Raw genomic sequence first — 22054 nt, 5'->3', positions numbered from 1 at the left:
GTGATAGCACTCATTCAGTTACGGAATGGCCTCACTTTTGCTTGATCTGCCTTTGTTTCTTGCCCGTTCCGCGTGGCAATCATCGCGAAAACATAGGCCAAAGCCGCGCAGAAAACCCTGTCTTCAAGTCCGGATTCTGGCAATTGCTCGGTTGCATTTGCGGCCGCCATCAAGCTGCCATTGCCCCAATTCGGATGCGCCCGTCCCGTCCTTATGCGATAAATATCCGCTGCCTCGGCCTGTGCCATAATCTCGACCGCGCGGCGCGGCCAATCCGCTCGCGGCAGAGCAACAAGCGCCCGTGCAAGCGCCGTGATATCACCATGAAGGAACGGGCGCATCGGTCAAAGCTGCGGTATGGTTAGCGCATAATAATGCACGGCCAGCCGCACCGTTCCCCCTGCAAAATCACCGCCATTTGCCGTCAAGACCAAGCCACTGGGCGCATACTCCGTGCTGGCATACGAGAGCGTTCCCTTTACATATGATCCCTGCGAAAGCCCCAGCCCGCTGCCATATTGCGCAGCAGAACTCACCGTTCCAAGGCTCCAATCGGTCAGCGTGCCCGTAATCGCATCCGTCACAACACCCGACACTCCGAACACCATCGCATGAGCGGGAATGAACGGAATGGTGCTATCTGTCGCGCCAGCATTCAAAACGTGATCAATTTCAAGCACATGAAAGCCCGAAGCCGCGCCATTTGGGCTCTGCGCAAGAGCGCCCTGAACCCAGTTGCTGCCGTCAAAATGTACCGCGCGGCTCATGTCTTCGACCCATCCGCGCCACCCTGTTTTGGGTGTCACAAATATCCAGCCTCCATTGGAGAAAATTGCCACCTTTCCTCCTTGTCCGGCCCAAGCATTTACAGCTCCTGTCGGCACGGCATAACAAGCGCCCTCATCGGCCGCCAACGGCGGTGTCACCGTGTCGACCGAGGCCAAGACAAGCTGCGAAAGCCCGTCGAGCCGCACCAGCGCTTCGTTAACCGTAACATGTTTCTGTGCCTGGCTTGGTTGCACCAAAGGCAGGGCAAAATTCGCTGTGCTAGTCATTGATCATTTTCCTTCTAAATGGTCCCGCGCCGAACCGCTGAGAGATTTGCGCGACTTCGAATGCGTCCGGCACGCCGCCGTCACTTGCCTGCATCGCGGCTGTATAGGTGAAACTTGGGGTCGAAACCGTCGCCTCTCGCAGCAAGGCCTCGCCCTCGAGTACGCGAACGACATAGCTTTCACTGTCCTCGCCAAGTGGGATGTCAAAGCCACTCCATTGGTCTGCTTCCACGCGCGCACGCCTGATCCAACTCAGGGTCAGATCTCCTGCATCATCCTGCGCCTTTAAGTGCACCGGAGCATAGGGCCGCAACCCAATCCCTTGAAAAGCCTCAACCTTATGCTCATAGCTCGGATCATCATATCCACGGGTTGCTGGCCCAATCCGATAGTTCCGCGCGAGCCCCCTTGCATTTGTGGCAAGCGATATCTGCTCCGCAGTCCCATCAAGAAGCACAAACAGGCTCCCAACCGGCCAGACCTCAGGCATAATCGCGTCGCTCCCAAACTGGCCGCGCAACCGCCCCGACAACTCATATGTGTCTTCGGCCACAAGTCTGGCCTCTGTGAACTGGAACAACTCCCAATTCTCGCTGTTGCCATCTCCAATCGCGGCAAGGTTTGCGCCATTCAGAACTGCATCCGAAGTCGCAGACGAAAGCTCCCCCGTTGCAAGCTTCACTCGCAGCGCCACCCCGTTATCAGGCACACCCGCCAGAGCCGCCACCATGGGTGTCTCCGTCTGCCCAATCACGCTCTGCTGGCTCACCAGTGTATTGAGCCTATAGCCCGCGTCATCGGACTCCGCCGAACTATAAACCGCCACAGACCCTGGCCATGGTTCCGCCGTAACAGCCAGATGCGGCGCGTGTGGCGCTTCGTCGCCCGTCAATAACGGCAGATCAAGGAACTGCGCAAAAACGGGAACAGGCGGCGTGAAACTGCGCGGGGGTGTCGGCTCTTCGATCGCATCACTCGCCGTGTAAACCGCATTCTCAACCCGAACGGCGTCGATGATCTGCGCACCTGATTGCTCCACGTTATCAATACGATAGTTTGCAAAATCTTCCCCATCAGGCAGGGCAACAACATCGCCGGCCCCAAGCTCCAACTCCGACATCGGAAGCGCAAACCGGACCGCATCCCGTGCAACGCGGCTCTCGGCAAGCCAACGTTCTACAATCGTGCTCGCTTCTGCCTTCGTAAGCGCCAGAGGCAACTCGGATTGCGACACAGAAAAGGTCACCTCATCCGGATGAATTGCCTCCGCAGCACGGACTTCGAAATCTCCGTCGCTCTCCACAAACGCCAGCCGGATACGTCCCGCCGTTTCCGCTGTCGGCGCGCGCATGCGCTGCAAAACCGCATCCTGATCGGGCAAATCCGCCATCTGTTCAGGCAGAATTTCTACGTCTGCGATCCCGTCGCGAGTCTTGAAAACAAGCATGCCATCACGCTCGATCGCTTCAAACCCATAGGCCAGCATCAGCGGCTGCAACGCCGAACGAGCCGTGGTCACATCCGCAACCTGATAGCCGCGCACAAAGCCATAAAGCGCGCTTGTGTCATAATCCGTTACGCCGGAACGCTCACAAATTTCGCCCACGACCGACGCCAAAGATCGTGCAACCGTCCGCCCGTTGAGCCAATGCCCTCGTGCGTAGTTGCCACCGTCTGACCACAAATTTCCGTTGTTCGGAAAATACGGAAATGGCCGCGCGTCCCACGCCCAAACATGCGCACGCGACATATCAATCATCGGAACACCAGTTTCGGCACTCACGGGATTATTCGCAGGATCCCGCCAATACGCATAGAGCGCCCGCAAATACTGCATCTGGATCAGGTCATCTCGTGTCCCGTCAGAATATTTCGGCAAGCTGCTTTCGCTCGATTTCGGGTCCAGAAACTTGTTGGGCTGGTTCGTACCTTTATCAACCGCAGCACAGCCGATTTCGGTAAACCACACTGGCTTGCTTTCGGGCACCCAAGCGGTCGCTTGCGCCTGCCGCTCACCGCCAATGCGATTGTGGTGCCTATTCTGCCACCAGCCACGAATATCCTTATATCGCCAAACCCAATCTTCGCCGTGGGCCCCATCCTCAATAGGTGTTCGGATTTGTGCGCGTTCGGCCGCTTTGGAATGATAATACCAGTCATACCCCTCACCGCCTTCGATATTGGCCATCAGGTATTCAAGATTGTGAATCGAGCCCCAACCGGCGTCCTGATGATCCGCACCGTCGCGCCAATCCGACAGCGGCATGTAGTTATCGATGCCGATGAAATCGATGTTCGCATCTGCCCAAAGCGCATCAAGATGGAAGTAAACATCACCTGATCCGTCCTGCGGATGATAGCCGAAATACTCGCTCCAATCTGCCGCATAACTAAGTTTGCACTGCGGCCCCAAGACAGCCCTTACGTCCGCTGCCAACTGGCGAAGTTTCTCAACCGCCGGAAACCCGTTTGACGCGTCACGCACCTGCGTCAGCCCACGCATTTCCGACCCGATGCAGAACGCCGCAACACCGCCTGCAGCCTTACACAAATGCGCATAGTGCAGGATGAACCGACGGTAGCTCCATTCCGACGGACCGGTATAATTCACGTTGGTACCGTTGATCGTAAAATCATCCACTTGCGCTGTACCAAAGAACGCATCCACTTCACTTGTGGCTGACGCAGTTTGATCGGGGCTGCCACTCTGGCCCGGTGCCACGGAAAGCGTAATCCGCCCGCGCCACGGCAATTTCGGCTGGTCTGCTGCGCCAGTATATGGGTCGATCTTCCCGTTACCGCTCTCCTGATCCATCAGGATAAACGGATAGAAAACAACATCTTGCCCACCATCGTTCATCTCGGAAATAGCCTCGACCACAGAGGCATCCGTCGGTGTCCCGCCATAAATGGAGCGCCCATCTTCCTTCGGAACCTTCCGCGCACCACTCCGTGTCACGCCAGAAACACGCCAAGGCATCGTTGTGCCGTCCAGTATCTTCTGCTCGACCTTCGGCTGGATCTCGCATTTGTTCATCCGCAAGTCGTCACCAAACCACGACACAACAAGCGACACCGATTTCACTTTAGGCATTTCATCCCGCAGCGCTTCCATTGACGTTGCGAAATCGGTTTTCCCAGATGGTGTATTTACGTTCGCGGAACGGTTTTTGCCCAAACCGCTGCTGTAATGCACCGGCGTTGTTGCTAGCGCATATTCACCCGTTCCAGGAATGAGCGCGACCCCCTCTACTGCCGTAACAGGATCGGCTTCCGCAGTTTCCAGATCAACCTGCGCAGGCCGTAGAACCTCGAAGTTGAACTGTGGGAAACGGTTGCCAAACTGCGCCAGTTGCAGGTTCTCAAACACCACATAGGCGATGCCACGATAGGCCGGCGTATTGCCCTGCCCCTCTACAGCTTCGATTTTCGGGTCCGGCATCTGATCCTGACTCCCCGAATAGACCCGCATATTCAGATCATCCCGCGCAATCTCGACCCCATCTGCCCAGACACGTCCAATTCCTGAAATCTCTCCCTCGCAGAGCGCAACCGCTGCACTCACCGAGTAAGAATAGCTCGTGACCTCCGGCTCCTTTGGGCCGCCCTTGCCACCGCCACCACCGGATTTCTTCTTGCGCTCACTAAACTCCGAGGCCCAGATCACCTGCCCCGCGGTTCGCATCCTTCCGTAAATTTGCGGAATCGGCGCGCCTTCGCTTGCCCCCGTCAAACGGAACCGGTCCACGCGGCCCGTTTCCACGGCCTGGCTGCCGCCACCCAGCAATCGCTGGTCGATCATTCGACCCACAGTGGCGCCAACCGCGCGCCCGATGATGGCCGACGAAATCCCAAACGCCGCGCCACCCAAGGAGGCCCCTACACTGTATCCAACAGCAGCAAGTACAACCGTCGCCATTATTTGCCCTCCTCAGGAAATTCGAACCGCGCCACAATCCGGCGCTGCCACGGCAGGGAAAGCGGACTTTCCACCACACCGTGGCCCATGTAGGCATGCACAAACGTCGCGCCCTCACCTGTTTTGCCTTGAATGCCAAGGTGTTTGGCCACTGATCCAGCGCGCATTCGAAACAAGAGCACATCGCCCGCTGCTGCATCTGTGCGCGGCTTCTCCTTCAAATAAGCCCGCGCCGCCGACCAAAGTGTCTCCTCGCCCGTGGGCTCGCTCCAGTCTGGTGTATAGTTGGGCGCCGCAACCGGCTCCACGCCCAGCGCCTCGCGCCAGACCCCGCGCAGCAGCCCAAGGCAATCCGCACCCGCATGTTTCGTTGAAGCTTGATGCACATAGGGCGTGCCAATCCACGCTCGCGCAGAGGTCAGGATGTCGTTCCTCATGCCGCACCTCCGCCCGAGCCGGAAATGCGGCTCCCGCCGTCATTCCGGCCACCACGCCGAGGTACAGACATCAGCCAATCCTCGCCAGGGATATGCGGAAACCCTTGAAAATTGATGTAGTTGTTGAACTTGTGCTTGCAGGTCGCAACCCGCTTGTCACAGCCGGCCTCAAACCGGATCACATCACCAACTGCGAGTCCAAGGCGCGGCGCTTCCCACAGTTCGATTTCGCGGTGTGCATCTGTCAGCCGATCATTTTTTACAATCCCGACAAGCCCAGCGCCGGCCCCACTCATGATCTCAAACCGCCCACGCTCGAACCATCGATCATCAAAGCTCTTCATGCCGTTGAATCGCAGAACACGGTTGCCTAGAACTTCAGCGATCTCTCGCTCAGTCGCAAAGCCTGTTTTCTTTAGCGAAAACTTGCAATTCGTATCTCCCAGCACCGCGGTGCACGGCTTCTGAAAGCTCCGTCCCTGTGGTTGGTTCAACGCTTCGGTCAGCCCGCGCAGTTCCGCCTGAAATGCGCCGTCTCCGCGCGTTAACTCGCCAAGGGTGCCCCGAAACTGCAAATGCCGCTGGCTCACGTCCTGCCAGTTCACAAGCCACGCCAGAACCTCTGCCCCGTCATACCGGCCCGCAGCAATATCCTCCTCGCGGATCATATCACTGCAAAGCGCCCCAACGGCCTCGCTGTTATCAACCGCAAGCCCTGTTGTTTGCTGCAAAGCCCGCGCCGTCAGCCCCGTTTCGGCGACGAACTCAATCCCCTCAAACGAAAGCGTCCGGTCATGATCTGTAAACCCAAGCCTTACCCCATCTGTGCGCGTAACAGCCCAGCATCGACATACGCTCGTGTAGCCGCTCTTCAAATGCGCCAGAAAATCAGCATCTATCCCCATCAGACCCGCACCTCCACGATCGGCACGTTTGGCACGTCACCCGCCTGAAAACTTGCAACAGAAGTGTGGATATGATCGGCATCAAACCGTACAGGCACGTCAAACTCGAACCCAGCGGTAATCGTAACGCCAACGTCCGGCGGATGGCTAAAGGTCACCTGCCCTGTGGCATGGTCTACCTCATAGTCCACGCTCTCCTGCAATGGATCACCCTGAACACCGATCTTAACGGTTCCCTCTACGGGCTTATGGATTGGCCGCACATAGTCATGCGTCCCCGAGGCATAAGTCTTGGTCAGCTGCCAAACCGCAGTTTCCCCATCCCCTGTACCGATGCGCTGGTCCTCGTAATCCGGCTCGACCGAAGCCTTACCTGATTTGAAATCCGACCAATCCTTCCACCGAAACCCGAAAAGCTGCCCGCGGCGTGCTTCAAAAAACGCTAAAAGCGTCTCCACGTCATCCAGCGAGCGCATCCCGACACCCGCGTCATAGCGGCGACGAGAATGGGCCCAGGGCGTATTACGCTCCTCAAACCCGTTGGCCAGTGTGACAACATCCGTTTTCCGCTCTGGCCCACCGACGGAACCAAAACTCAGCGTTGCCGGAAATCTTACCTCGTGAAACCCCATGTCCGTCCCTCCTTAAGCGTTGCGTTGACCGCGCCCGACCGCACGGCTCAACTGCGCCGCAATCTGCCCCTGACTGCGTTTGAACCCCTGCACATCAGGCGTTGAAATGTTCATCGTGATATTGACCGGCCTACCGCCCCCCTGCGTGCGTACGCCAAGGCTGCCATCGGCCCCACGCGCAAGCGGCATAATCGCTTCGGGGCCTGCTTCACCCATGAGGCCCATGCCGCCGCGCATCGGAAAGTTTGTCGGCCCTGAAATGACCCCACCTTTCGCAAAGGGCATCACCTTGCCTTGCGTAAACGCGCCTCCGCTTTGAAAGCCCATAACGCCCCCCACAGCATCATTCACCGTGCTGGCAATGATCCCTCCAAGTTGGTTTGTCACCGGCTTGATCGCTGCCGCATAGGCTGTGTCGATCATCGACCGCCCTACTGTGTTCAGCGCATCCGAGAGCTTCATCCCGTCAAACACCAAGCCATCAAAGGCGCGGCGCAATCCGCGGCCGATCCCGCTCGACAGGCTCGACACCTCAAGCCCTGTCGAACTCAGCGTTTCGCGCATCCGCAAGAGTTCCGCCTCGAATGTGGCCGACATAGCGCTTGCGCCCGACAGCGAGTTCTCAAGCGCCTCCACGCGGTCGTCAAATTCACCAATGCCATCAACGTCTTTGGTCATTCCATTTTCCTTTTCCACATTCGTTCAGCCTTCTAACCAGCCGTGTCAGGGAACTTCCGCGCCAACTCTTCCAACCGGCTTCGGCCAAGCGGTTTCGCCGCGTCCTCACTGCCCAGCATCAGCATCAGCTCCGCTGGTGTGAGCGCCCAGAAATCGCGCGGTGTCATGCCTAGGCCGCGCATCCCGGCCCGCATCAGCGCAGGCCAGTCCATGCTGCGCCCATCCTGTGGCCCCAAAGTCACGCGCTCGGAACCGTAAACGCCCGCGCGAGCAAGACCGCCGCCACCCGCGCCGCCTCAATCGGGCCGCCCTCAATCTCGGTCTCAAGCAGGTCTGCGCCCGTTCCGCGCCACCCCCCGCCACGCAAGCCCGCCACAATCAGCGCCAAGACATCACGCGTAGAGAATCCTCCGCTCTCAAACCGTTCCACAAGGTCAATGAGCGTTCCGGCCTCAAGACACGCCTCAAGCTCCGCCAACGCACCGAGGGTCAGCTTCAAACTGCGCCGTTCTCCGTCGATCACCAGATCAACCTCACCTGCCAATGGGTTCGCCATCATCCGCGCCCTCAAAGTGCGGTGAACTGCAATGCGCCCGCAGAGGCCATCGCCAGCTCATAGGTCGCCTCGCCGTTGTGGCTTCCCGCATATTCAATCGAGGTCACCTGAAACGCGCCTTCAACAACGCCGAAATCGGGGATGATCACCTGAAACTGTGGCGTTTCGCCGTCAAAGAATATCTGCCGCGCCCGTTCATCCGTACTTTCGTCCTTGAAGATACCGGAGCCAGAGATAGATGCCGATTTCACTCCTGCGCCCGAAAGAAGCTCGCGCCACCCGCCCTGGCTTTCCAACGAAGTCACATCCACGGTTTCCGCGTTAAAGCTGATCCGCGTTGCGCGCAGCCCCGCGATGGTTTCAAATTGCCCGCCACCGGTCATGTCGAGCTTGATAAGTAGGTCCTTGCCGTTTTGGGCACCCATGAGAAATCCTCCAGTAAAGTAATCAGTTGTCTTCCACGCGAGCGCGGAACTTCAGGTCAATCCGGCGCGTCTCGCCCTTGCCCACGCGCCGCGCTACCGCTCGATCAAAATTGAGATACACAAGCCGCCCGCGCGAAAGCGTCAGGTCCGCATCCACCAAGCAGTCCGAAATCGCCGCCGCCACTTCCTTGGCGCTCTGGAAACCTGCCGCCTCCGTAACAACGGAAACCGTGAACATATGCAGCGCGCCATAGCCGTCTTTATCCGCACGGTTGCGCACGTCTTCTGGCCCAAGGCTCACATAGGTGGGCGGTAAAGCCCCGCTCGGAGGACGATCATAGATCGCAGCCCCCACCAGCGCGCCAAGCGCCGTATCCGCTGCCAGCTTTTGATAGACAGCGCCCTGAAGCGCTGCCGAAACGCCATAACTCATGAGACCACCTCTTCTTCCGCGGTACAGGTCAAGTAGCGCCCTTGGCTATCCGCCTCCGCGACCGCCAAAATGCGATAAACGCGCGCGCCCTCTGTAAACCGCTGCTCCGGATGCGGGCGGCTCGCGCTGCCCTCTGGTGCGGCCCGCACAGTGATCCGCAATTTCTGGGTAGAGACGGTGACAAAATCACCTGCCTTCTCGCGCCCTGTGCTGAACTTGATCGCGGCCCAGAGCGTACCTAGTGCCTGCCATGTCTCCGAATACCCCCCCGCGCCATCAGCAACGCGCACAGGCGCCTCAAGGGTCAGCTTCCTGTTCAATTCGGGTATCGCCATCACGCCGCCCCCCCAAGAATGCGAACCGTTCGATACGGCGCGATCAAGCTGTTCACCCCAACCGGAAGCGTGTCGCCCCGCGCGCGCATATCGCCCCGATGCTCATAGAACTGCGCCGCCACCAACATGACCGCTTGCGCAAGGTCTGCGGGGATGTCGTTCCAATCGGCGCCAAACCCTGCTGTAAACACAACCTCAGCCGTCCCCCCCAGGGGGATCGTCGGCAGGCACGCACCCGTTGGCAAAAGCTTCGGGCGGTGCGCGTCGCGCTGCAAAACAAACCGCGCCGCATCAATCTCCGTGGCGCTGCTCAGCCGGTCCAGCGTCTTCAGCGACGAAACCGCACCAACCGGTGCCACAGGCAACGCCTGCTCACTCAGCGCGCGCCAGCCTGTCAGCTGCCATAGAAACTCACGCTCAATCAAAACCTTGCCCGTGCGCGCCTCAATCGCCGCCATCGCGCTGCGCAAGCACGTCTCGAGAATGCTGTCCTGAAGCGCATCATCCGAAAAGCCGGAGCCCATGCGCAAATGCTCTTTGAATTTCTCGACCGGAAGCGCCGCCGCTGGCACTGTGGTTTGCTCGATTAACATCATGGAAAACTCCGAATTCCCGTAAAACTAGCCTCCGCCGCAGCCTCTCCGCCTCATACGGGCCAAAGGCTCTGCAATTCGGGCGCGTACCTGCCGCATCGCTCGGACGGAGGGGAGCAGCTAGACAACACGAACCAACGGTACGCGCCCGGTGTGACCCCATGTCGGGGCCTTCGCCAATCAGGGTTAGCTGACGGCGAATTTCAGAAGTTTGATCGCAGCAAAATCGCTCACGTCTCCGCCAACGCGCTTGGTGGCATAGAACAGCACGTTTGGTTTCGCAGAGAACGGATCACGCAACACCCGCAGGTCCGGACGCTCGGCAATGGTGTACCCGTTGGAAAAGTCACCAAAGGCAATCGCTGTCGCATCAGAGGCGATATCCGGCATGTCCTCGGCAATCATCACCGGATAGCCCATCAAACGCGCAGGTTCGCCCGCCTGAAGCCCGTCGCTCCACAAGAAACGCCCATCGGCATCCTTCATTTTGCGTACGGCACCAGCTGTTTTGGAGTTCATCACGAATGTCGCATTGGCGCGGTATTCAGCACCAAGCGCATAAACGAGGTCCACAATTGCATCGCTGGCGTTGATATTGGCAAAATCGCCATCCTCGCCCGTCGCCACATAGCCAAGGTTACCCCAAGACCACGCGCCATTGGCCACGATGGATTTCGTCAGGAAGCCCGTAGGCTTATCCACGCCGTCACCATTCACAAAGGCCGCTGCCTCTGCGCGCGCGAATTTGTCCGCGATGCGGCCCGCGAGCCAGCCCTCGATATCAAACGCCGCATCGTCAAGCAGACGCTGACTTGCTTTGGGAAGCGCAGAAAGCTCGTGAAGCGGGATCGAAATGCGGTCAAAGCTCGGTGTAGCTGTCTCGGTCACAGAGCCTGTTTCGCTTGCCCAGCCAGTACCGACCTCGGTGTGATCCACCAAAACATCATAGCTCGTGGCCTCAACCTCAACCACGGTCGCAATCGAACGGATCGACGCCGTCGCATAAAGCACACCTTTGATCGTTTCGCTGGTCTTCGGGTCCACCAGATAACCCCCCTCGCCAGCAACGGCCGTATTCATGGATTTTTCCTCAACGGCAAGGCCACGAAGCGCGTCATCGTCGCCGGCACGCAGATAAGCGTTAAACGCCTTTTGATGTGGAACCTCCACCTCGGCAGTGGCCGAAAGTTGGGGGCGTTTGGCAGTCATATGTTTGCGTTCCAGCATGGTCAGTCGCTCTTCCTGTAGTTGAAGTTTTGATTTCGTTTCGTCTGTTAAAGTTTTGATATCGCTCACGAAGCCGGTCAGCGCGGTCTTGACCTCCGCGGCCGGCGACAGACCGTCAGACACAGCTGTCCCGGCCCGAGCCTTTGTCTCGGTTTTGCTCATGGATTAATCCTTTAGAGAGAGGTTAGATCGCTGGCTTCAGATGCCTTGGGCCAGCTTGTGGCGGGCGTCGCTCAAGACCCCTGCCAAGTCACGCAACAAGTCATCAGCCGCAAGGCTATCGCCCTTCGCCCCGACCCGCGCCTCCGGCAGCATCGGGAATGTCACAAGCGACACCTCCCAAAGCTCCAGTTCCGTCAAGAGCCTCTGGCCCTTCTTGTTCTTCGTCGCTTTGCGCGTGCGGTATCCGATCGACAGCCCGTCAATCGCCCCCGCCGCAATCAATTCCGCCGCCTCGCGGCCCTTCGCCACCTCGGTCAGCAGGCGCCCTTTCACATAGAGCCCCTTGCCGTCCTCGCGCACCTCGTCCCAGATACCGATGGGTTGCGCAGGGTCGTGTTGCCAAAGCATTTTTACGCTGCGCTTCTTTGCGGAGAGCTGTGCCAGCGACGCTGCATAGGCCCCGGCCTCAACAATATCGCCGCCCTGATCACAAGCTCCAAACAAGCTCGCATAGCCTTCGATCTGCGTGCCATCCGTGACCGAAACGCCCTCGTCAAACCGACAGAATTTCTGCTCAAGGCCCGCTGTATAATCCGTTGAATTCATATTGTCTTTCCTCATTTCGGCGCCATATCCAGGAGCGAAGCAACGCCTTGCGCCAAGATCACGCCCACAACCCCGTAAACCGCCAACCACAAACGTCGCTCAAGCCGCTCGATCATCACTTCGATCCGCCCAAGCCGCTGCTCCAGAGTTGCAAACTGCAGCTTACTCACCCGCTCGTTGGCCTCGATGCGGGCCGATGCGGCGTCGAAACTGTCATAGAGAAAGCGGGACCCGCTCGGTGTTGGGTTCGGCGCACTCATTCTTCCTCTGCCTGTTTGGGAAGCCCAAGCAGCGCGCGTTTCTCTGCCTGCGTCAGGAACGTCGCCTCACTAACCCGCCGCCATTGGGAATCCCGCTCCGCCGAAAGCGCCGTCACCTGATCAAGATCGGGGCGCAAATCCAGCTTCTCCCCCGTGTACCGCGCCAGCCAAGCCCCCACGCTCGCCGCCACTCGCGTTGCCAGTGGCACCACCGTCAATCGGTAAAACGCGCGGTTGGCCTCTTGATAATTGGCGTAAGTCGCATCGCCCGGAATACCGAGCAGCATCGGCGGCACCCCAAAGGCAATCGCGATCTCTCGCGCCGCTGCCTCCTTGGTTTTCTGGAACTCCATATCGCTCGGCGAGAACCCCATCGGCTTCCAATCCAAACCGCCCTCAAGCAACATCGGGCGTCCCGCGTTCGCCGCCCCCTGATGATACGCCGCCATTTCGTCCTGTAGGCGCTCATACTGGTCATGGCTCATGCTCTGCCCGTCTGGACCGTTGTAAACAATCGCACCACTCGGACGCGCCGCATTATCCAGCAACCCCTTGCTCCACCGGCTCGCCGCGTTATGCACATCCAGCGCACTCGCCGCCGCCTGCATCGGGCTTAAACCGTAATGATCATCCTGCGGGTGGAAGCTCTTGATGTGGCAAATCGGGCTAACCACACCGCTTGCATCAAACCGATGTTTACGGTTGCCCACCGCATATTCATACGCCGCGGGCCAGCCATCCTCACCTGGCACAATACGCATTCGGTCGCTCCGCAAGACATGCAGCTCAAACGGCGCGCCCTCCTCCGTCGCAACAGCCTCCAGATATCCGTTTCCGGTCAATAGGAGCTGGCCAAACAGGCTTTCAAAAAGCTCTGCCCGCCCCTGAACTGCATTCGGCTCTGCAAGCAGGCTCAGAACGGGATGCACTTCAAAGCGCTGCCCCTTATCCTGCAATACCAATGGCAAGGCTGCTGCGGCTTCTGCAATCAGCTTGACCGAACGAAACCCAACCGGATTGTTCGCAAACCCCGTTTTCGTGAGCGAAACCGTATCGCGCGGGCTCCACGCCACTCGCCCCGAACCGCTATAGGCCAAGACGCGTCCCGTTGCAGAGGCCTTCTGCTCAATCACAGGCGCCGCCGCCTCACCGCGTTTCAAAAAGTCAAATACCATGTGAAGAAGCTCCTGTGTCTTCGCCAATTTTGCCCGAACCATCCCCGCTCAATCACCCAAGCCGCGCTGCGCAACCCTTTGGCGATCAATGAAAATATCGTTCGATCTTTGCTGAATTCAGTTTCTCAGAAATGCCTAAAGATGCGTTAAAGGCTGCGTACGCGGGGGTGTTGCGCGCCCCTGTTGGGCTGGATCAACAATTCCGTCACCGCCCACACCAGCGCATCTACGCGGTCGGGGCTTCCCTTGCCCTCGTACCCCTGCTGGGTCATACGGCACATCTGGTCCTCAAGCCCGTTCAGCGCCCCAAGGTGCTTGATCCGCCCCTGCGCATAGAGCGCCGCCACGGGTTCCGCCCGTGCGCTCTTGCCCTTACTCGCCCGCACCGCCTTATACGGCACCAGCGCATCAACCTGTCGGATCACCGACTCAACCAGATCACCGCCCTGATTAACTTCGGCCACAAGACAATCCGCCTCATGCCGTTCCATCGCCGCCAGCGCTGCTCGCGCCCACTCATCCGGCGTGGCCCCGCTTACCGTGGCATCCTCAAGCACAACCGCGTGCCAGTCCTTCGGTGCGCCCTTGGTGTTTGCACCCACCACAACGATCCCGCATTCGTCCGAGCCCTTATGCCCCGTCACAGGCGGATCAACCGCCACAACAACACGTCCCAACGTGCCCGCCTCCTCGACCCGCGCCTGATCCAGCAAGCCCAGCGTCCAAAGCGCGCCCTGCGTATCTTCCAGCAGCTCGCCATCAAGTTCCTGCCGCCCAAGCCGCGTCCCCGCATAGCGGTTGCGCACCTCCTCAAGGAAACTCTCCGCCAGATACGCACGGTTCGCCTCCGTTGGTGCTTGGGTTACAACCGTGGTCGAGTTGCTAAGAATGCCCTTCAGAATAGGCACATTGCGCGGTGTGGTCGTCACGCATTGGCGCGGCACATCCCCAAGCCGAAGGCCGAACTGAAGCATATCCCAAGTCTCCTCTGCCCGCTTCCACTTGGCCAGTTCATCCACCCACGCCGCATCAAACTGCGGCCCCCGAAGGCTCTCTGGATCATGAGCAGAAAATATCTGCGCCGTCGCCCCATTGGGCCACAACAGCCGCTTTCGCGTTGCCTGCCACTCAGGGCGGCGGTCTGGCGGAGAACAGGCCAATATCCCGCTCTCGCCAAACACCATGACCTCACGCACCTGATCGATGGTTTCCCCAACAAGCGCCACACGGCGCGAGCGCCCCGCATCCAGCGGCTTTGCCCCCTCAACCTCAGAGCGCACCCATTCCGCCCCTGCGCGCGTCTTGCCCGCACCACGGCCGCCCATGATCACCCATGTGCGCCAATCCTCGCCCTCGGGCGGCAATTGATGCGGAAACGCCCAGAACTCAAACAGCCAAGGCAGCGCCAAAAGCGCTCCCTCGCTTAACTCATTCAGAAACACCTCCTGCGCCAACTGTGGCGCGGAGGCGAGCCAACCGGCCCCGAATTTCAGATCGGGCGCTGTCAAAGTCGATGGCGAAGTCGTGAACGATTCCGGCGTTCTGCCTGCGGAGTTTCTCAACGCGTACCCTTTCTTCCATCACGGACTGAAGCGATTTACTCAAATCCCGCACGAGGCCATTTGCCTCTTTCGCGGTTTCGGGCTGGCCTTGCTCAACGGCAACAACCGCCCTGTCCAAAGCGCCCGCAAGGCGCTCAAAGTGTTTTTCTGCAATCCCAAGCAGCTCTGCCGAATTGCCTCTATCCTCATCGGGTGTGATCAATGTCATAAGATCTATCATCCGCCTCTCATGCTTGCCCGCACGAGAGAAATGAGCAGATTTCCAGCGCTTCCCGCGCCCTTCTCAAACCTGTGTCATCTCTTCTAGCTCAGGAATGCACTATGCCCGAAAAATATCAAAAAATCAATGTTTTCAATTGCTTGAGCGCAACACCCCTGCGCACGCACCCGTTGCACAACATGCAATTTCCGTTAACACTTTCGCCAAATTACATTTGCCAAAAACGAAAACGGCCCGCCCCGAATTTCGGGACAGGCCGCTGATTTCATTCCGTTTTCAAAGGCGCTCGCGCGTTACTCCGAAGCGTTGCGCTCCGCTTCGATTTTGCGCCACTTCGCAACATTATCGTTATGCTCGCTTAGCGTCTTTGCGAAGGCGTGGCCACCGGTTCCATCCGCCACAAAGAACAAATACTCCGTGTCGTCTGGGTTCAGCGCGGCCTCAATCGCTGCGCGTCCTGGGTTGGCAATCGGTGTTACAGGAAGCCCGTCGATCACATAAGTGTTCCAAGGTGTTTCCCGCCGCAATTCACTCTGCCGCAAACCACGGCCAAGCGCGCCTTTGCCTTCGGTCACGCCATAGATCACTGTCGGATCCGTCTGAAGGCGCATACCTTGCTTGAGGCGGTTCACGAATACGCTCGCCACTTGTTTGCGCTCCTCGGCAACGCCGGTTTCTTTCTCGACAATAGAGGCCAGAATGAGCGCTTCTTCCTTCGTTTCAAGCGGCAAACCATCAGCGCGGTTCTGCCAAGCTTCGTCAAGGATCGCTGTCTGACGACGTGTCATCTCTTCGACCAATTCGCCACGTGACGCCCCCTTGCGAAGCTCATAGCTATCTGGTGCGAGCGTACCTTCCGCAGGAACCTCAGTTACCTCACCAGTCAGGAAATCCGCCGCTTTAAGCGCCTCGATCACCTGCCAACTCGTAGCACCCTCAGCGAGTGCGACACGATAGCGGAGGTCGCCACTTTCCGCAGCCTCGGTGAAGCCAGCCGGAACCTCGTCGGCATTCGGGTCAAAGCTGAACTTCTCTTCGAAACGGTTGGTTTCCGGATCAAGATCACGCAGTTGAACTTCGCTCCGTAACACCCCGATTCGATAGACAATTTCCGATCCGCATGTCGAACGACCATCGCCAGTTACGAGGTCAACGATACCTTCCATCGAAGCCCCCGCAGGAATAAGGAAACTACCCGCCTTAAGGTCTGCGGCCTTATCGGAATAGTTCACCCCCACCCGAAAAAGATACCCGCTCGAAATCGCGCCCTGTTCGGCCAAACTGGTCGAAACGCGGCCCATGGTCGAGCCTTGCTCGACCCGCAAACAGATCGCCTGCTCAAGCGGCCCTTCGGCGCTATATTGGTTCTTTGCCCACAACAACATTCCGCCCGCGCAGAACATAAGCACAAGCAGGAACGTCAAAGCGCTTGACGTAAAATTTCGCCACATCAGCTGTCGACCTTACCGAAAATCACACTCGCGTTGGTGCCGCCAAACCCGAAGGAATTGGACAGTGCCACATTGATCTCGCGCTGCACGGCTTTATGCGGCGCCAGATCGAGCTTCGGCTCTACATCAGGGTTATCAAGGTTCAGCGTCGGCGGTGCGATCTGATCGCGGATCGCCAGAATACAGAAGATCGCCTCTATCGCACCAGCAGCGCCCAAAAGGTGCCCTGTCGCCGATTTGGTGGACGACATAGTGGCCTTCTCTGCGGCATCGCCCATGAGCCGCTCAACAGCGCCTAGCTCGATTGTATCAGCCATGGTCGAGGTGCCATGCGCGTTGATATAGTCGATATCCGCTGGCGTGATACCCGCACGTTTGATTGCTGCTTCCATGGAACGGTAGCCACCATCACCATCGCTCGACGGCGCGGTGATGTGATACGCATCGCCCGACAGGCCATAGCCAAGAACCTCAGCGTAAATCTTTGCGCCGCGCGCCTTTGCGTGTTCATACTCCTCCAGAACAACAACGCCTGCGCCCTCACCCATAACAAAGCCATCGCGGTCTTTGTCATAAGGGCGGCTGGCCTTGGTCGGATCATCCGCGTTTTGCGTGGAAAGCGCCTTACACGCGTTAAAGCCAGCAATCCCGATCTCGGAAATCGGGCTCTCCGCGCCACCTGCAATCATCACGTCTGCGTCGTCGAGCATAATAAGCCGTGCTGCATCGCCGATCGCATGCGCACCCGTAGAGCATGCTGTCACAACTGCATGATTCGGCCCTTTGAAGCCAAACTTGATGCTAACTTGCCCCGAAACGAGGTTAATCAACGCTCCCGGAATAAAGAACGGCGAAACCCGACGCGGGCCCTTTTCAGCCAGCAAAACCGCCGTATCCGCAATCGAAGACAAACCGCCAATGCCAGACCCGATCATCACACCGGTGCGGCATTTGTCGTCTTCGCTCTCGGCAACCCAACCTGAATCCGCAACAGCCTGCGTGGCGGCGGCCATGCCGTAAAGGATGAAATCATCTACTTTGCGGCGGTCTTTGGCATCCATATAGGTGTCTGGGTTGAAAGTACCGTCAGTGCCATCACCCAACGGGATCTCGCAGGCGTATTTCGTTGTCACACGCTCCGGATCAAACCGCGTGATGGTCCCCGCGCCCGATTGCCCGTCCAGCAACCGCGACCACGTATCCTCGACACCATCTGCCAGAGGCGTCACCATTCCAAGACCTGTAATTACCACTCGACGCATATTTTTCCCCGCCTTGTTTTGCGTTTCCACGCTTTTTACCGTGCCTTCTATAGCTTGGGCAAGCAAATGTCGTTGAAAACGGATTTATCGCCACAAAATGGCCGAGCAACCTGTTTTTCGGGCAAAAATCGCGCTTCAGCCCGCCAGACACCCCACCCAAACGCAAAACGGCGCCCGAAAGGACGCCGCTTACGAAAATTATTGCGAAAAGCTTAGGAAGCTTCGGTGATGAACTTCACCGCGTCGCCGAATGTTTGAATTGTTTCTGCTGCATCGTCAGGGATTTCGATACCGAATTCCTCTTCGAACGCCATAACCAATTCAACTGTATCAAGGCTGTCTGCGCCCAGATCGTCGATGAAAGATGCGTTTTCAACAACTTTCTCTTCTTCTACGCCAAGGTGCTCGACGACGATCTTCTTAACGCGATCTGCGATGTCGCTCATAGTATTTCCTCATTCTCTAGACGGGGTGTTGCCACCCGTTTGTTTCCTGCCCGAAATGGGCGATTCACTGCCCTGCTACTGCAGGAAATCCACCAACACAAATTGCGCGGATGGCAATTCTGCGCCCCCTTTAGCATATCAACACGAATAGGCAAACGCTTTCCGAAAGATAAGGCCTTGGTCAGGGTAATCAAGTGCGCATTCCATTTATCGTTGTATCCCTGATACTTGATACCGCAAACCGCACCAGAAACAGGCCAAACCAAACGCCCCACTCCCCATTCCCATAAATTCCGCTACGTCAATTGCCAGAATCCACTCGAATCAAACGCAACAATTGGGTTGGGTGCGGGAATACCGGGTCCGCACAAAGGATGAGGTTGGGCACAGTGATTGGCTCTTTGGAGTTCAGCAAAGGCCGAAAGCCTTAGAACCAATTAAGACACTTCCGCACAGTACCGAGCGCAGATTTTTCCCAGTCTAGAGCATGAGAAAGCAAACACATAGCCGTCAAAGCCCAACACATTTGCTTAGCAAGAAACAGTTTCCGATCATCAAATAGCGGCTTTGTTACTTTACCGGTTCGCCATTCGCTGCCACCGTAAGTCAGTTTTCAAAGAGCCTTTGTCTTATCGCTTGGAATAGGAGTTGCCCGATGCGAGCATTTTTAACTCTATCTCTATTTGCTGTTTCCACTGCTGCTTTTGCAGAGGACGTTGTAACGCCCGATACCTACATACGCGCAGAAGTCGACATGGCATTTGCACAATTTCAGGCAAATGCAGGAAGCGACGTTAACCGCTTCTACTATATCCGCAAACCTACACCTCTCGATGCGCAGGCCGTGGTTCGCATGAATCGAGACACGCTTTACGCGGCAGCGGTCGTTGATACCGAAGGCGGCGCAACCATCACGATTCCAGAATTTCCCGATGACCGGTATTTCTCGATTCTGGTGATCGATAATGATCATTACGCGCCAATCGTGTTTTATGAGCCTGGCACCTACGACATTCCGGGCGATACAAAATACGTATCACTCATCATGCGGATACAGATAATGGACGCTTCAGACCCCGCGGATGTGGACCTTGTCAACCGCATGCAAAACGAGTTTGTCATAAACGCTTCCAGCCATGACTTGTTCCCAGAGCCACAATGGGACGTTGAAAGTATGCTCGCATTACGCGCTGACTATGAAGTGGAATTTCAGAAGTTCGACCAATACGAGCCCGACTGGATGGGGCCTCGCGGCGAAGTCAACGAAGAGACACGCCATCTTGCCGTTGCTGGCGCTTGGGGTCTCTTCCCAGAACTCGATGCCGTTTACATCAACTACTCCGGACCTGGCGCAGTTGAAGGTTGCTATACCGCAGAATACGACGTCCCGCCTAATGACGCCTTTTGGTCGATCACTGTCTATGGGGCAGACGGGTTCATGGAGAGCGACAACAATATCGTCAACGATAGAAACGTCGAGCTGAATGAGGATGGCACCTTCACGGTCCACTTTGGGTCAGAGGCCGATTGTGGCGTGCAAGCAAACCGCGTCGATGTTGGAGATGGATGGAATTTCTTGATGCGAGTTTACCGGCCCGGCGATGCCGTTTTGGAACGCACCTACGTCCTGCCCAATGTCGAAAAGGTAGCGCAGTGATCTTCGTAGAAGGGTAATCTCTTTAAGAACTTCACACCAAAATGGGGCCAAGCGGCCCCTTTCACCTCGTAAAAAGTACAAGCCCCGAAAGAGCCGCGCTGCTGTCAACTCCCTGAGCAGTATCGGCAGCATAGAATCCGAGATGATATAGTTTCGGGCGCAGGGCAATTAGACGTGTAACAGCAGTTGGAGCCTCTAGTGTATTTTCTAGGAGCTCGTATTCCCAATTCACGCAACATCGGCTTATCGCAGACCCCAAACGATCTTCACGCGCGGTTTGTCTTTAGGGTCGGCTTGACGTGTAAACAGAAAATTCAAAACAAGATCACCAACGCCTAATCAAACGAAGCGTCAAGAGAACTATACATTTTCTCGACGCGCCGAGGCAGGCACTTCGACAAATCCGTAACGCTTTAACACGTCCTCAAGCGGGCCGTCGTTGAAACTGTCCGGCATTGGATCAGCGTGGCTACTAGAACGCGTTCTACCAACTCGTCGCTTGACCCAGGATCTTGGTTTTAGGTAGCTGCCCGTTCCAATAACATCCAAACGGACACCGCTTTTCGGCGCGTAAACGAAATCCACTTTGTCACTCGGGAATATGTCGCCTGCAACTTCGTTCTCTGCATCCGGCTCCACATGCAATGAATGGAAATCCAGGTCTTGACCAACTAGAAATAGAACTCGACCATCTCGTAACTCTAATAGAAATCCGGCCCCTTCGTCTTCTTCTTCTTCGACCTCAACAACGGCCGCAACTTCAAGGCGTTCGATGGCGGCAAAGCCGTTCTGCAAGTCTTGATCAGCCAGTGCAGAAATACCCGTTCTCGCTTTGATGTACTTATGCTCTTGGAGCGCCCAATTCCCAGAATACGCCAGAGATAGAACTGCTGAAGCCCCACACAGCCACCACTTCACGACCTCGAAATCGGGCCAAGCGAACATCCACGCGGTAAAATCACAGAGTAGACCCAGCGCAACAAAAATGGTGAAAAACAAGATGAAAAAGAGGCCCGCAAAATTCAGATAGGTGCTTCGCTTTTCGTTCGCGGTTGAGTACGGCTTGAGTGTATCTCGATCTTGCCTAGTTAACGGTCTTTCGGAAATAGACATGTCTCATCCACAAAGCTTACCCATCTGATTATTGGACTATGCCGATGCCCCTCTTTCGGTTGCAAGACAATACTCGACATTTAGCACTCAAAAACAGTATTGCACATCAAGTTAGGAGCAAGCGAAGCCGCACTCGCTTAACATATTTAGGCAGCACGAAAAAAGGGGCCAAGCGGCCCCTCTCAAACTCACATTATGCTCAATGCCCTAAAGCATCGCCATGCCGCCGTTGACGTGCAGGGTGGAGCCTGTCACGTAACCTGCTTCAGGGCTGGCCAAATAAAGCACCGCTGCGGCGATTTCTTCGGGGGTGCCCATGCGCGAAGCGGGGATTTGCACGTTGATCTTTTCTTTTTGCTCATCAGTGAGCTTGTCTGTCATCGCTGTTGCAATGAAACCCGGCGCGACGGCGTTGGCGGTGATGCCACGGCTCGCCACCTCATAGGCGATGGATTTGGTCATGCCGACCATACCCGCCTTGGATGCGGCATAGTTTGCCTGACCGGGATTGCCCGTTGCCCCCACAATCGAGCTGATGTTGATGATCCGGCCCCAGCGGGCTTTCATCATCGGGCGCATCACACCACGGCAGAGGCGCATTGTTGAAGTGAGGTTCACGTCGATCACCGACTGCCATTCCTCATCCGACATCCGCATGAAGATTTGGTCGCGGGTGATACCTGCGTTGTTCACAAGGATATCCAGCCCGCCCATCGCTTCGATCGCGGCCTTCGGCAATGCGTCCACCGCCTCGCCGTCGCTGAGGTTACAGGGCAGAACATGCGCCCGCTCGCCAAGCTCGGCGGCCAATGCCTCAAGCGGCTCAACCCGAGTACCAGAGAGGCCAACGGTTGCGCCAGCGCCATGCAGGGCCTTGGCAATCGCGCCGCCAATGCCACCGGATGCACCAGTGACGAGCGCTTTTTTACCTGTCAAATCAAACAT

Annotated in this window: 25 protein-coding genes; 1 reads left to right on the top strand and 24 read right to left on the bottom strand. The window is 57.2% G+C overall.

All coding sequences use genetic code 11. From position 1 onward, the window contains the following. Positions 1–14: 14 nt before the first annotated feature. From N9C89_RS05965 to N9C89_RS05860, 22 genes are all read right to left on the bottom strand, one after another. The gene (locus N9C89_RS05965) at positions 15–341 is read right to left on the bottom strand and encodes a hypothetical protein (RefSeq protein ID WP_263952919.1); all 327 of its coding nucleotides are present in this window, start codon (positions 339–341) and stop codon (positions 15–17) included. Positions 342–344: 3 nt separating this feature from the next. Next, positions 345–1055, bottom strand: coding sequence for a DUF2793 domain-containing protein (locus N9C89_RS05960; RefSeq protein WP_263952918.1), 711 nt, complete (start codon positions 1053–1055; stop codon positions 345–347). Beyond that, positions 1048–4974, bottom strand: coding sequence for a glycoside hydrolase/phage tail family protein (locus N9C89_RS05955; RefSeq protein ID WP_263952917.1), 3927 nt, complete (start codon positions 4972–4974; stop codon positions 1048–1050). Before N9C89_RS05955 ends, N9C89_RS05960 begins: the two co-directional genes overlap by 8 nt. Beyond that, on the bottom strand, positions 4974–5411 hold the full coding sequence (locus tag N9C89_RS05950) for an NlpC/P60 family protein (protein ID WP_263952916.1): 438 nt from the start codon (positions 5409–5411) through the stop codon (positions 4974–4976). The genes N9C89_RS05955 and N9C89_RS05950 overlap by 1 nt, the downstream gene beginning before the upstream one ends. Further along, positions 5408–6316: a DUF2163 domain-containing protein gene (locus N9C89_RS05945; RefSeq protein ID WP_263952915.1), complete on the bottom strand. Its 909-nt coding sequence runs from the start codon at positions 6314–6316 to the stop codon at positions 5408–5410. Before N9C89_RS05945 ends, N9C89_RS05950 begins: the two co-directional genes overlap by 4 nt. Further along, a complete protein-coding gene (locus N9C89_RS05940; RefSeq protein WP_263952914.1) occupies positions 6316–6948 on the bottom strand; it encodes a DUF2460 domain-containing protein in 633 nt (210 codons plus the stop codon). The genes N9C89_RS05945 and N9C89_RS05940 overlap by 1 nt, the downstream gene beginning before the upstream one ends. Positions 6949–6960: 12 nt before the next feature. Then, on the bottom strand, positions 6961–7626 hold the full coding sequence (locus N9C89_RS05935; protein WP_263952913.1) for a phage tail tape measure protein: 666 nt from the start codon (positions 7624–7626) through the stop codon (positions 6961–6963). Positions 7627–7658: 32 nt separating this feature from the next. Beyond that, positions 7659–7838: a rcc01693 family protein gene (locus N9C89_RS05930; RefSeq protein WP_263952912.1), complete on the bottom strand. Its 180-nt coding sequence runs from the start codon at positions 7836–7838 to the stop codon at positions 7659–7661. A 26-nt stretch (positions 7839–7864) separates the two neighbouring features. Next, positions 7865–8182, bottom strand: coding sequence for a gene transfer agent family protein (locus N9C89_RS05925; RefSeq protein WP_263953291.1), 318 nt, complete (start codon positions 8180–8182; stop codon positions 7865–7867). An 11-nt stretch (positions 8183–8193) separates the two neighbouring features. Then, on the bottom strand, positions 8194–8607 hold the full coding sequence (locus N9C89_RS05920) for a phage major tail protein, TP901-1 family (RefSeq protein WP_263952911.1): 414 nt from the start codon (positions 8605–8607) through the stop codon (positions 8194–8196). Between the two features lie 22 nt (positions 8608–8629). After that, on the bottom strand, positions 8630–9040 hold the full coding sequence (locus tag N9C89_RS05915; protein ID WP_263952910.1) for a DUF3168 domain-containing protein: 411 nt from the start codon (positions 9038–9040) through the stop codon (positions 8630–8632). Continuing rightward, positions 9037–9375 (bottom strand): head-tail adaptor protein, encoded by a 339-nt coding sequence (locus tag N9C89_RS05910; protein WP_263952909.1) that lies wholly within the window; start codon positions 9373–9375, stop codon positions 9037–9039. Before N9C89_RS05910 ends, N9C89_RS05915 begins: the two co-directional genes overlap by 4 nt. Then, entirely contained in the window at positions 9375–9971 is a 597-nt protein-coding gene (locus tag N9C89_RS05905; protein ID WP_263952908.1) for a head-tail connector protein, read from the bottom strand. Before N9C89_RS05905 ends, N9C89_RS05910 begins: the two co-directional genes overlap by 1 nt. Before the next feature lie 183 nt (positions 9972–10154). Beyond that, on the bottom strand, positions 10155–11357 hold the full coding sequence (locus tag N9C89_RS05900) for a phage major capsid protein (protein WP_263952907.1): 1203 nt from the start codon (positions 11355–11357) through the stop codon (positions 10155–10157). A gap of 36 nt (positions 11358–11393) precedes the next feature. Next, entirely contained in the window at positions 11394–11963 is a 570-nt protein-coding gene (locus tag N9C89_RS05895; protein WP_263952906.1) for an HK97 family phage prohead protease, read from the bottom strand. 11 nt (positions 11964–11974) lie between these two features. Further along, complete coding sequence (locus N9C89_RS05890; protein ID WP_263952905.1) at positions 11975–12223, bottom strand: GTA head formation protein, RCAP_rcc01685 family; 249 nt, start codon at positions 12221–12223, stop codon at positions 11975–11977. Next, positions 12220–13398 (bottom strand): phage portal protein, encoded by a 1179-nt coding sequence (locus N9C89_RS05885; RefSeq protein ID WP_263952904.1) that lies wholly within the window; start codon positions 13396–13398, stop codon positions 12220–12222. The genes N9C89_RS05890 and N9C89_RS05885 overlap by 4 nt, the downstream gene beginning before the upstream one ends. A 146-nt stretch (positions 13399–13544) precedes the next feature. Beyond that, a complete protein-coding gene (locus tag N9C89_RS05880) occupies positions 13545–14891 on the bottom strand; it encodes a DNA-packaging protein (RefSeq protein WP_263953290.1) in 1347 nt (448 codons plus the stop codon). Next, on the bottom strand, positions 14827–15180 hold the full coding sequence (locus tag N9C89_RS05875; protein ID WP_263952903.1) for a hypothetical protein: 354 nt from the start codon (positions 15178–15180) through the stop codon (positions 14827–14829). The genes N9C89_RS05880 and N9C89_RS05875 overlap by 65 nt, the downstream gene beginning before the upstream one ends. Positions 15181–15473: 293 nt before the next feature. Further along, positions 15474–16631 carry an endolytic transglycosylase MltG gene (gene mltG / locus N9C89_RS05870; protein ID WP_263952902.1) on the bottom strand — a complete coding sequence of 386 codons (1158 nt, stop codon included), beginning with the start codon at positions 16629–16631 and terminating at the stop codon, positions 15474–15476. Further along, a complete protein-coding gene (gene fabF / locus N9C89_RS05865; protein ID WP_263952901.1) occupies positions 16631–17893 on the bottom strand; it encodes a beta-ketoacyl-ACP synthase II in 1263 nt (420 codons plus the stop codon). The genes mltG and fabF overlap by 1 nt, the downstream gene beginning before the upstream one ends. Positions 17894–18105: 212 nt before the next feature. Further along, on the bottom strand, positions 18106–18339 hold the full coding sequence (locus N9C89_RS05860) for an acyl carrier protein (protein ID WP_263952900.1): 234 nt from the start codon (positions 18337–18339) through the stop codon (positions 18106–18108). Between the two features lie 655 nt (positions 18340–18994). Between N9C89_RS05860 and N9C89_RS05855 the strand changes: the two genes are divergently transcribed. Next, entirely contained in the window at positions 18995–19996 is a 1002-nt protein-coding gene (locus N9C89_RS05855) for a DUF1214 domain-containing protein (protein ID WP_263952899.1), read from the top strand. Positions 19997–20356: 360 nt separating this feature from the next. On the opposite strand, the gene N9C89_RS05850 is transcribed toward N9C89_RS05855, so the two are convergent. Beyond that, complete coding sequence (locus N9C89_RS05850) at positions 20357–21109, bottom strand: hypothetical protein (RefSeq protein WP_263952898.1); 753 nt, start codon at positions 21107–21109, stop codon at positions 20357–20359. Between the two features lie 207 nt (positions 21110–21316). Then, positions 21317–22054, bottom strand: coding sequence for a 3-oxoacyl-[acyl-carrier-protein] reductase (gene fabG, locus N9C89_RS05845; protein WP_263952897.1), 738 nt, complete (start codon positions 22052–22054; stop codon positions 21317–21319).

The sequence above is a fragment of the Halocynthiibacter sp. SDUM655004 genome (genome assembly GCF_026015885.1).
Lineage (GTDB): Bacteria > Pseudomonadota > Alphaproteobacteria > Rhodobacterales > Rhodobacteraceae > Falsihalocynthiibacter > Falsihalocynthiibacter halioticoli.
The sequence above is the reverse complement of the archived record's forward strand: the minus strand, read 5'-3'. Positions and strand labels throughout refer to the sequence as shown.

Coding starts and splice junctions, on each gene's coding strand:
- N9C89_RS05950 (WP_263952916.1), bottom strand. CDS start 5,411: ATGAGGAACGACATCCTGACCTCTGCGCGAGCGTGGATTGGCACGCCC.
- N9C89_RS05965 (WP_263952919.1), bottom strand. CDS start 341: ATGCGCCCGTTCCTTCATGGTGATATCACGGCGCTTGCACGGGCGCTT.
- N9C89_RS05905 (WP_263952908.1), bottom strand. CDS start 9,971: ATGATGTTAATCGAGCAAACCACAGTGCCAGCGGCGGCGCTTCCGGTC.
- N9C89_RS05940 (WP_263952914.1), bottom strand. CDS start 6,948: ATGGGGTTTCACGAGGTAAGATTTCCGGCAACGCTGAGTTTTGGTTCC.
- N9C89_RS05885 (WP_263952904.1), bottom strand. CDS start 13,398: ATGGTATTTGACTTTTTGAAACGCGGTGAGGCGGCGGCGCCTGTGATT.
- N9C89_RS05915 (WP_263952910.1), bottom strand. CDS start 9,040: ATGAGTTATGGCGTTTCGGCAGCGCTTCAGGGCGCTGTCTATCAAAAG.
- N9C89_RS05935 (WP_263952913.1), bottom strand. CDS start 7,626: ATGACCAAAGACGTTGATGGCATTGGTGAATTTGACGACCGCGTGGAG.
- N9C89_RS05850 (WP_263952898.1), bottom strand. CDS start 21,109: ATGTCTATTTCCGAAAGACCGTTAACTAGGCAAGATCGAGATACACTC.
- N9C89_RS05920 (WP_263952911.1), bottom strand. CDS start 8,607: ATGGGTGCCCAAAACGGCAAGGACCTACTTATCAAGCTCGACATGACC.
- N9C89_RS05900 (WP_263952907.1), bottom strand. CDS start 11,357: ATGAGCAAAACCGAGACAAAGGCTCGGGCCGGGACAGCTGTGTCTGAC.
- N9C89_RS05925 (WP_263953291.1), bottom strand. CDS start 8,182: ATGGCGAACCCATTGGCAGGTGAGGTTGATCTGGTGATCGACGGAGAA.
- N9C89_RS05930 (WP_263952912.1), bottom strand. CDS start 7,838: ATGGACTGGCCTGCGCTGATGCGGGCCGGGATGCGCGGCCTAGGCATG.
- N9C89_RS05860 (WP_263952900.1), bottom strand. CDS start 18,339: ATGAGCGACATCGCAGATCGCGTTAAGAAGATCGTCGTCGAGCACCTT.
- N9C89_RS05945 (WP_263952915.1), bottom strand. CDS start 6,316: ATGGGGATAGATGCTGATTTTCTGGCGCATTTGAAGAGCGGCTACACG.
- N9C89_RS05895 (WP_263952906.1), bottom strand. CDS start 11,963: ATGAATTCAACGGATTATACAGCGGGCCTTGAGCAGAAATTCTGTCGG.
- fabF (WP_263952901.1), bottom strand. CDS start 17,893: ATGCGTCGAGTGGTAATTACAGGTCTTGGAATGGTGACGCCTCTGGCA.
- N9C89_RS05960 (WP_263952918.1), bottom strand. CDS start 1,055: ATGACTAGCACAGCGAATTTTGCCCTGCCTTTGGTGCAACCAAGCCAG.
- N9C89_RS05855 (WP_263952899.1), top strand. CDS start 18,995: ATGCGAGCATTTTTAACTCTATCTCTATTTGCTGTTTCCACTGCTGCT.
- fabG (WP_263952897.1), bottom strand. CDS start 22,054: ATGTTTGATTTGACAGGTAAAAAAGCGCTCGTCACTGGTGCATCCGGT.
- N9C89_RS05910 (WP_263952909.1), bottom strand. CDS start 9,375: ATGGCGATACCCGAATTGAACAGGAAGCTGACCCTTGAGGCGCCTGTG.
- N9C89_RS05890 (WP_263952905.1), bottom strand. CDS start 12,223: ATGAGTGCGCCGAACCCAACACCGAGCGGGTCCCGCTTTCTCTATGAC.
- N9C89_RS05955 (WP_263952917.1), bottom strand. CDS start 4,974: ATGGCGACGGTTGTACTTGCTGCTGTTGGATACAGTGTAGGGGCCTCC.
- mltG (WP_263952902.1), bottom strand. CDS start 16,631: ATGTGGCGAAATTTTACGTCAAGCGCTTTGACGTTCCTGCTTGTGCTT.
- N9C89_RS05875 (WP_263952903.1), bottom strand. CDS start 15,180: ATGATAGATCTTATGACATTGATCACACCCGATGAGGATAGAGGCAAT.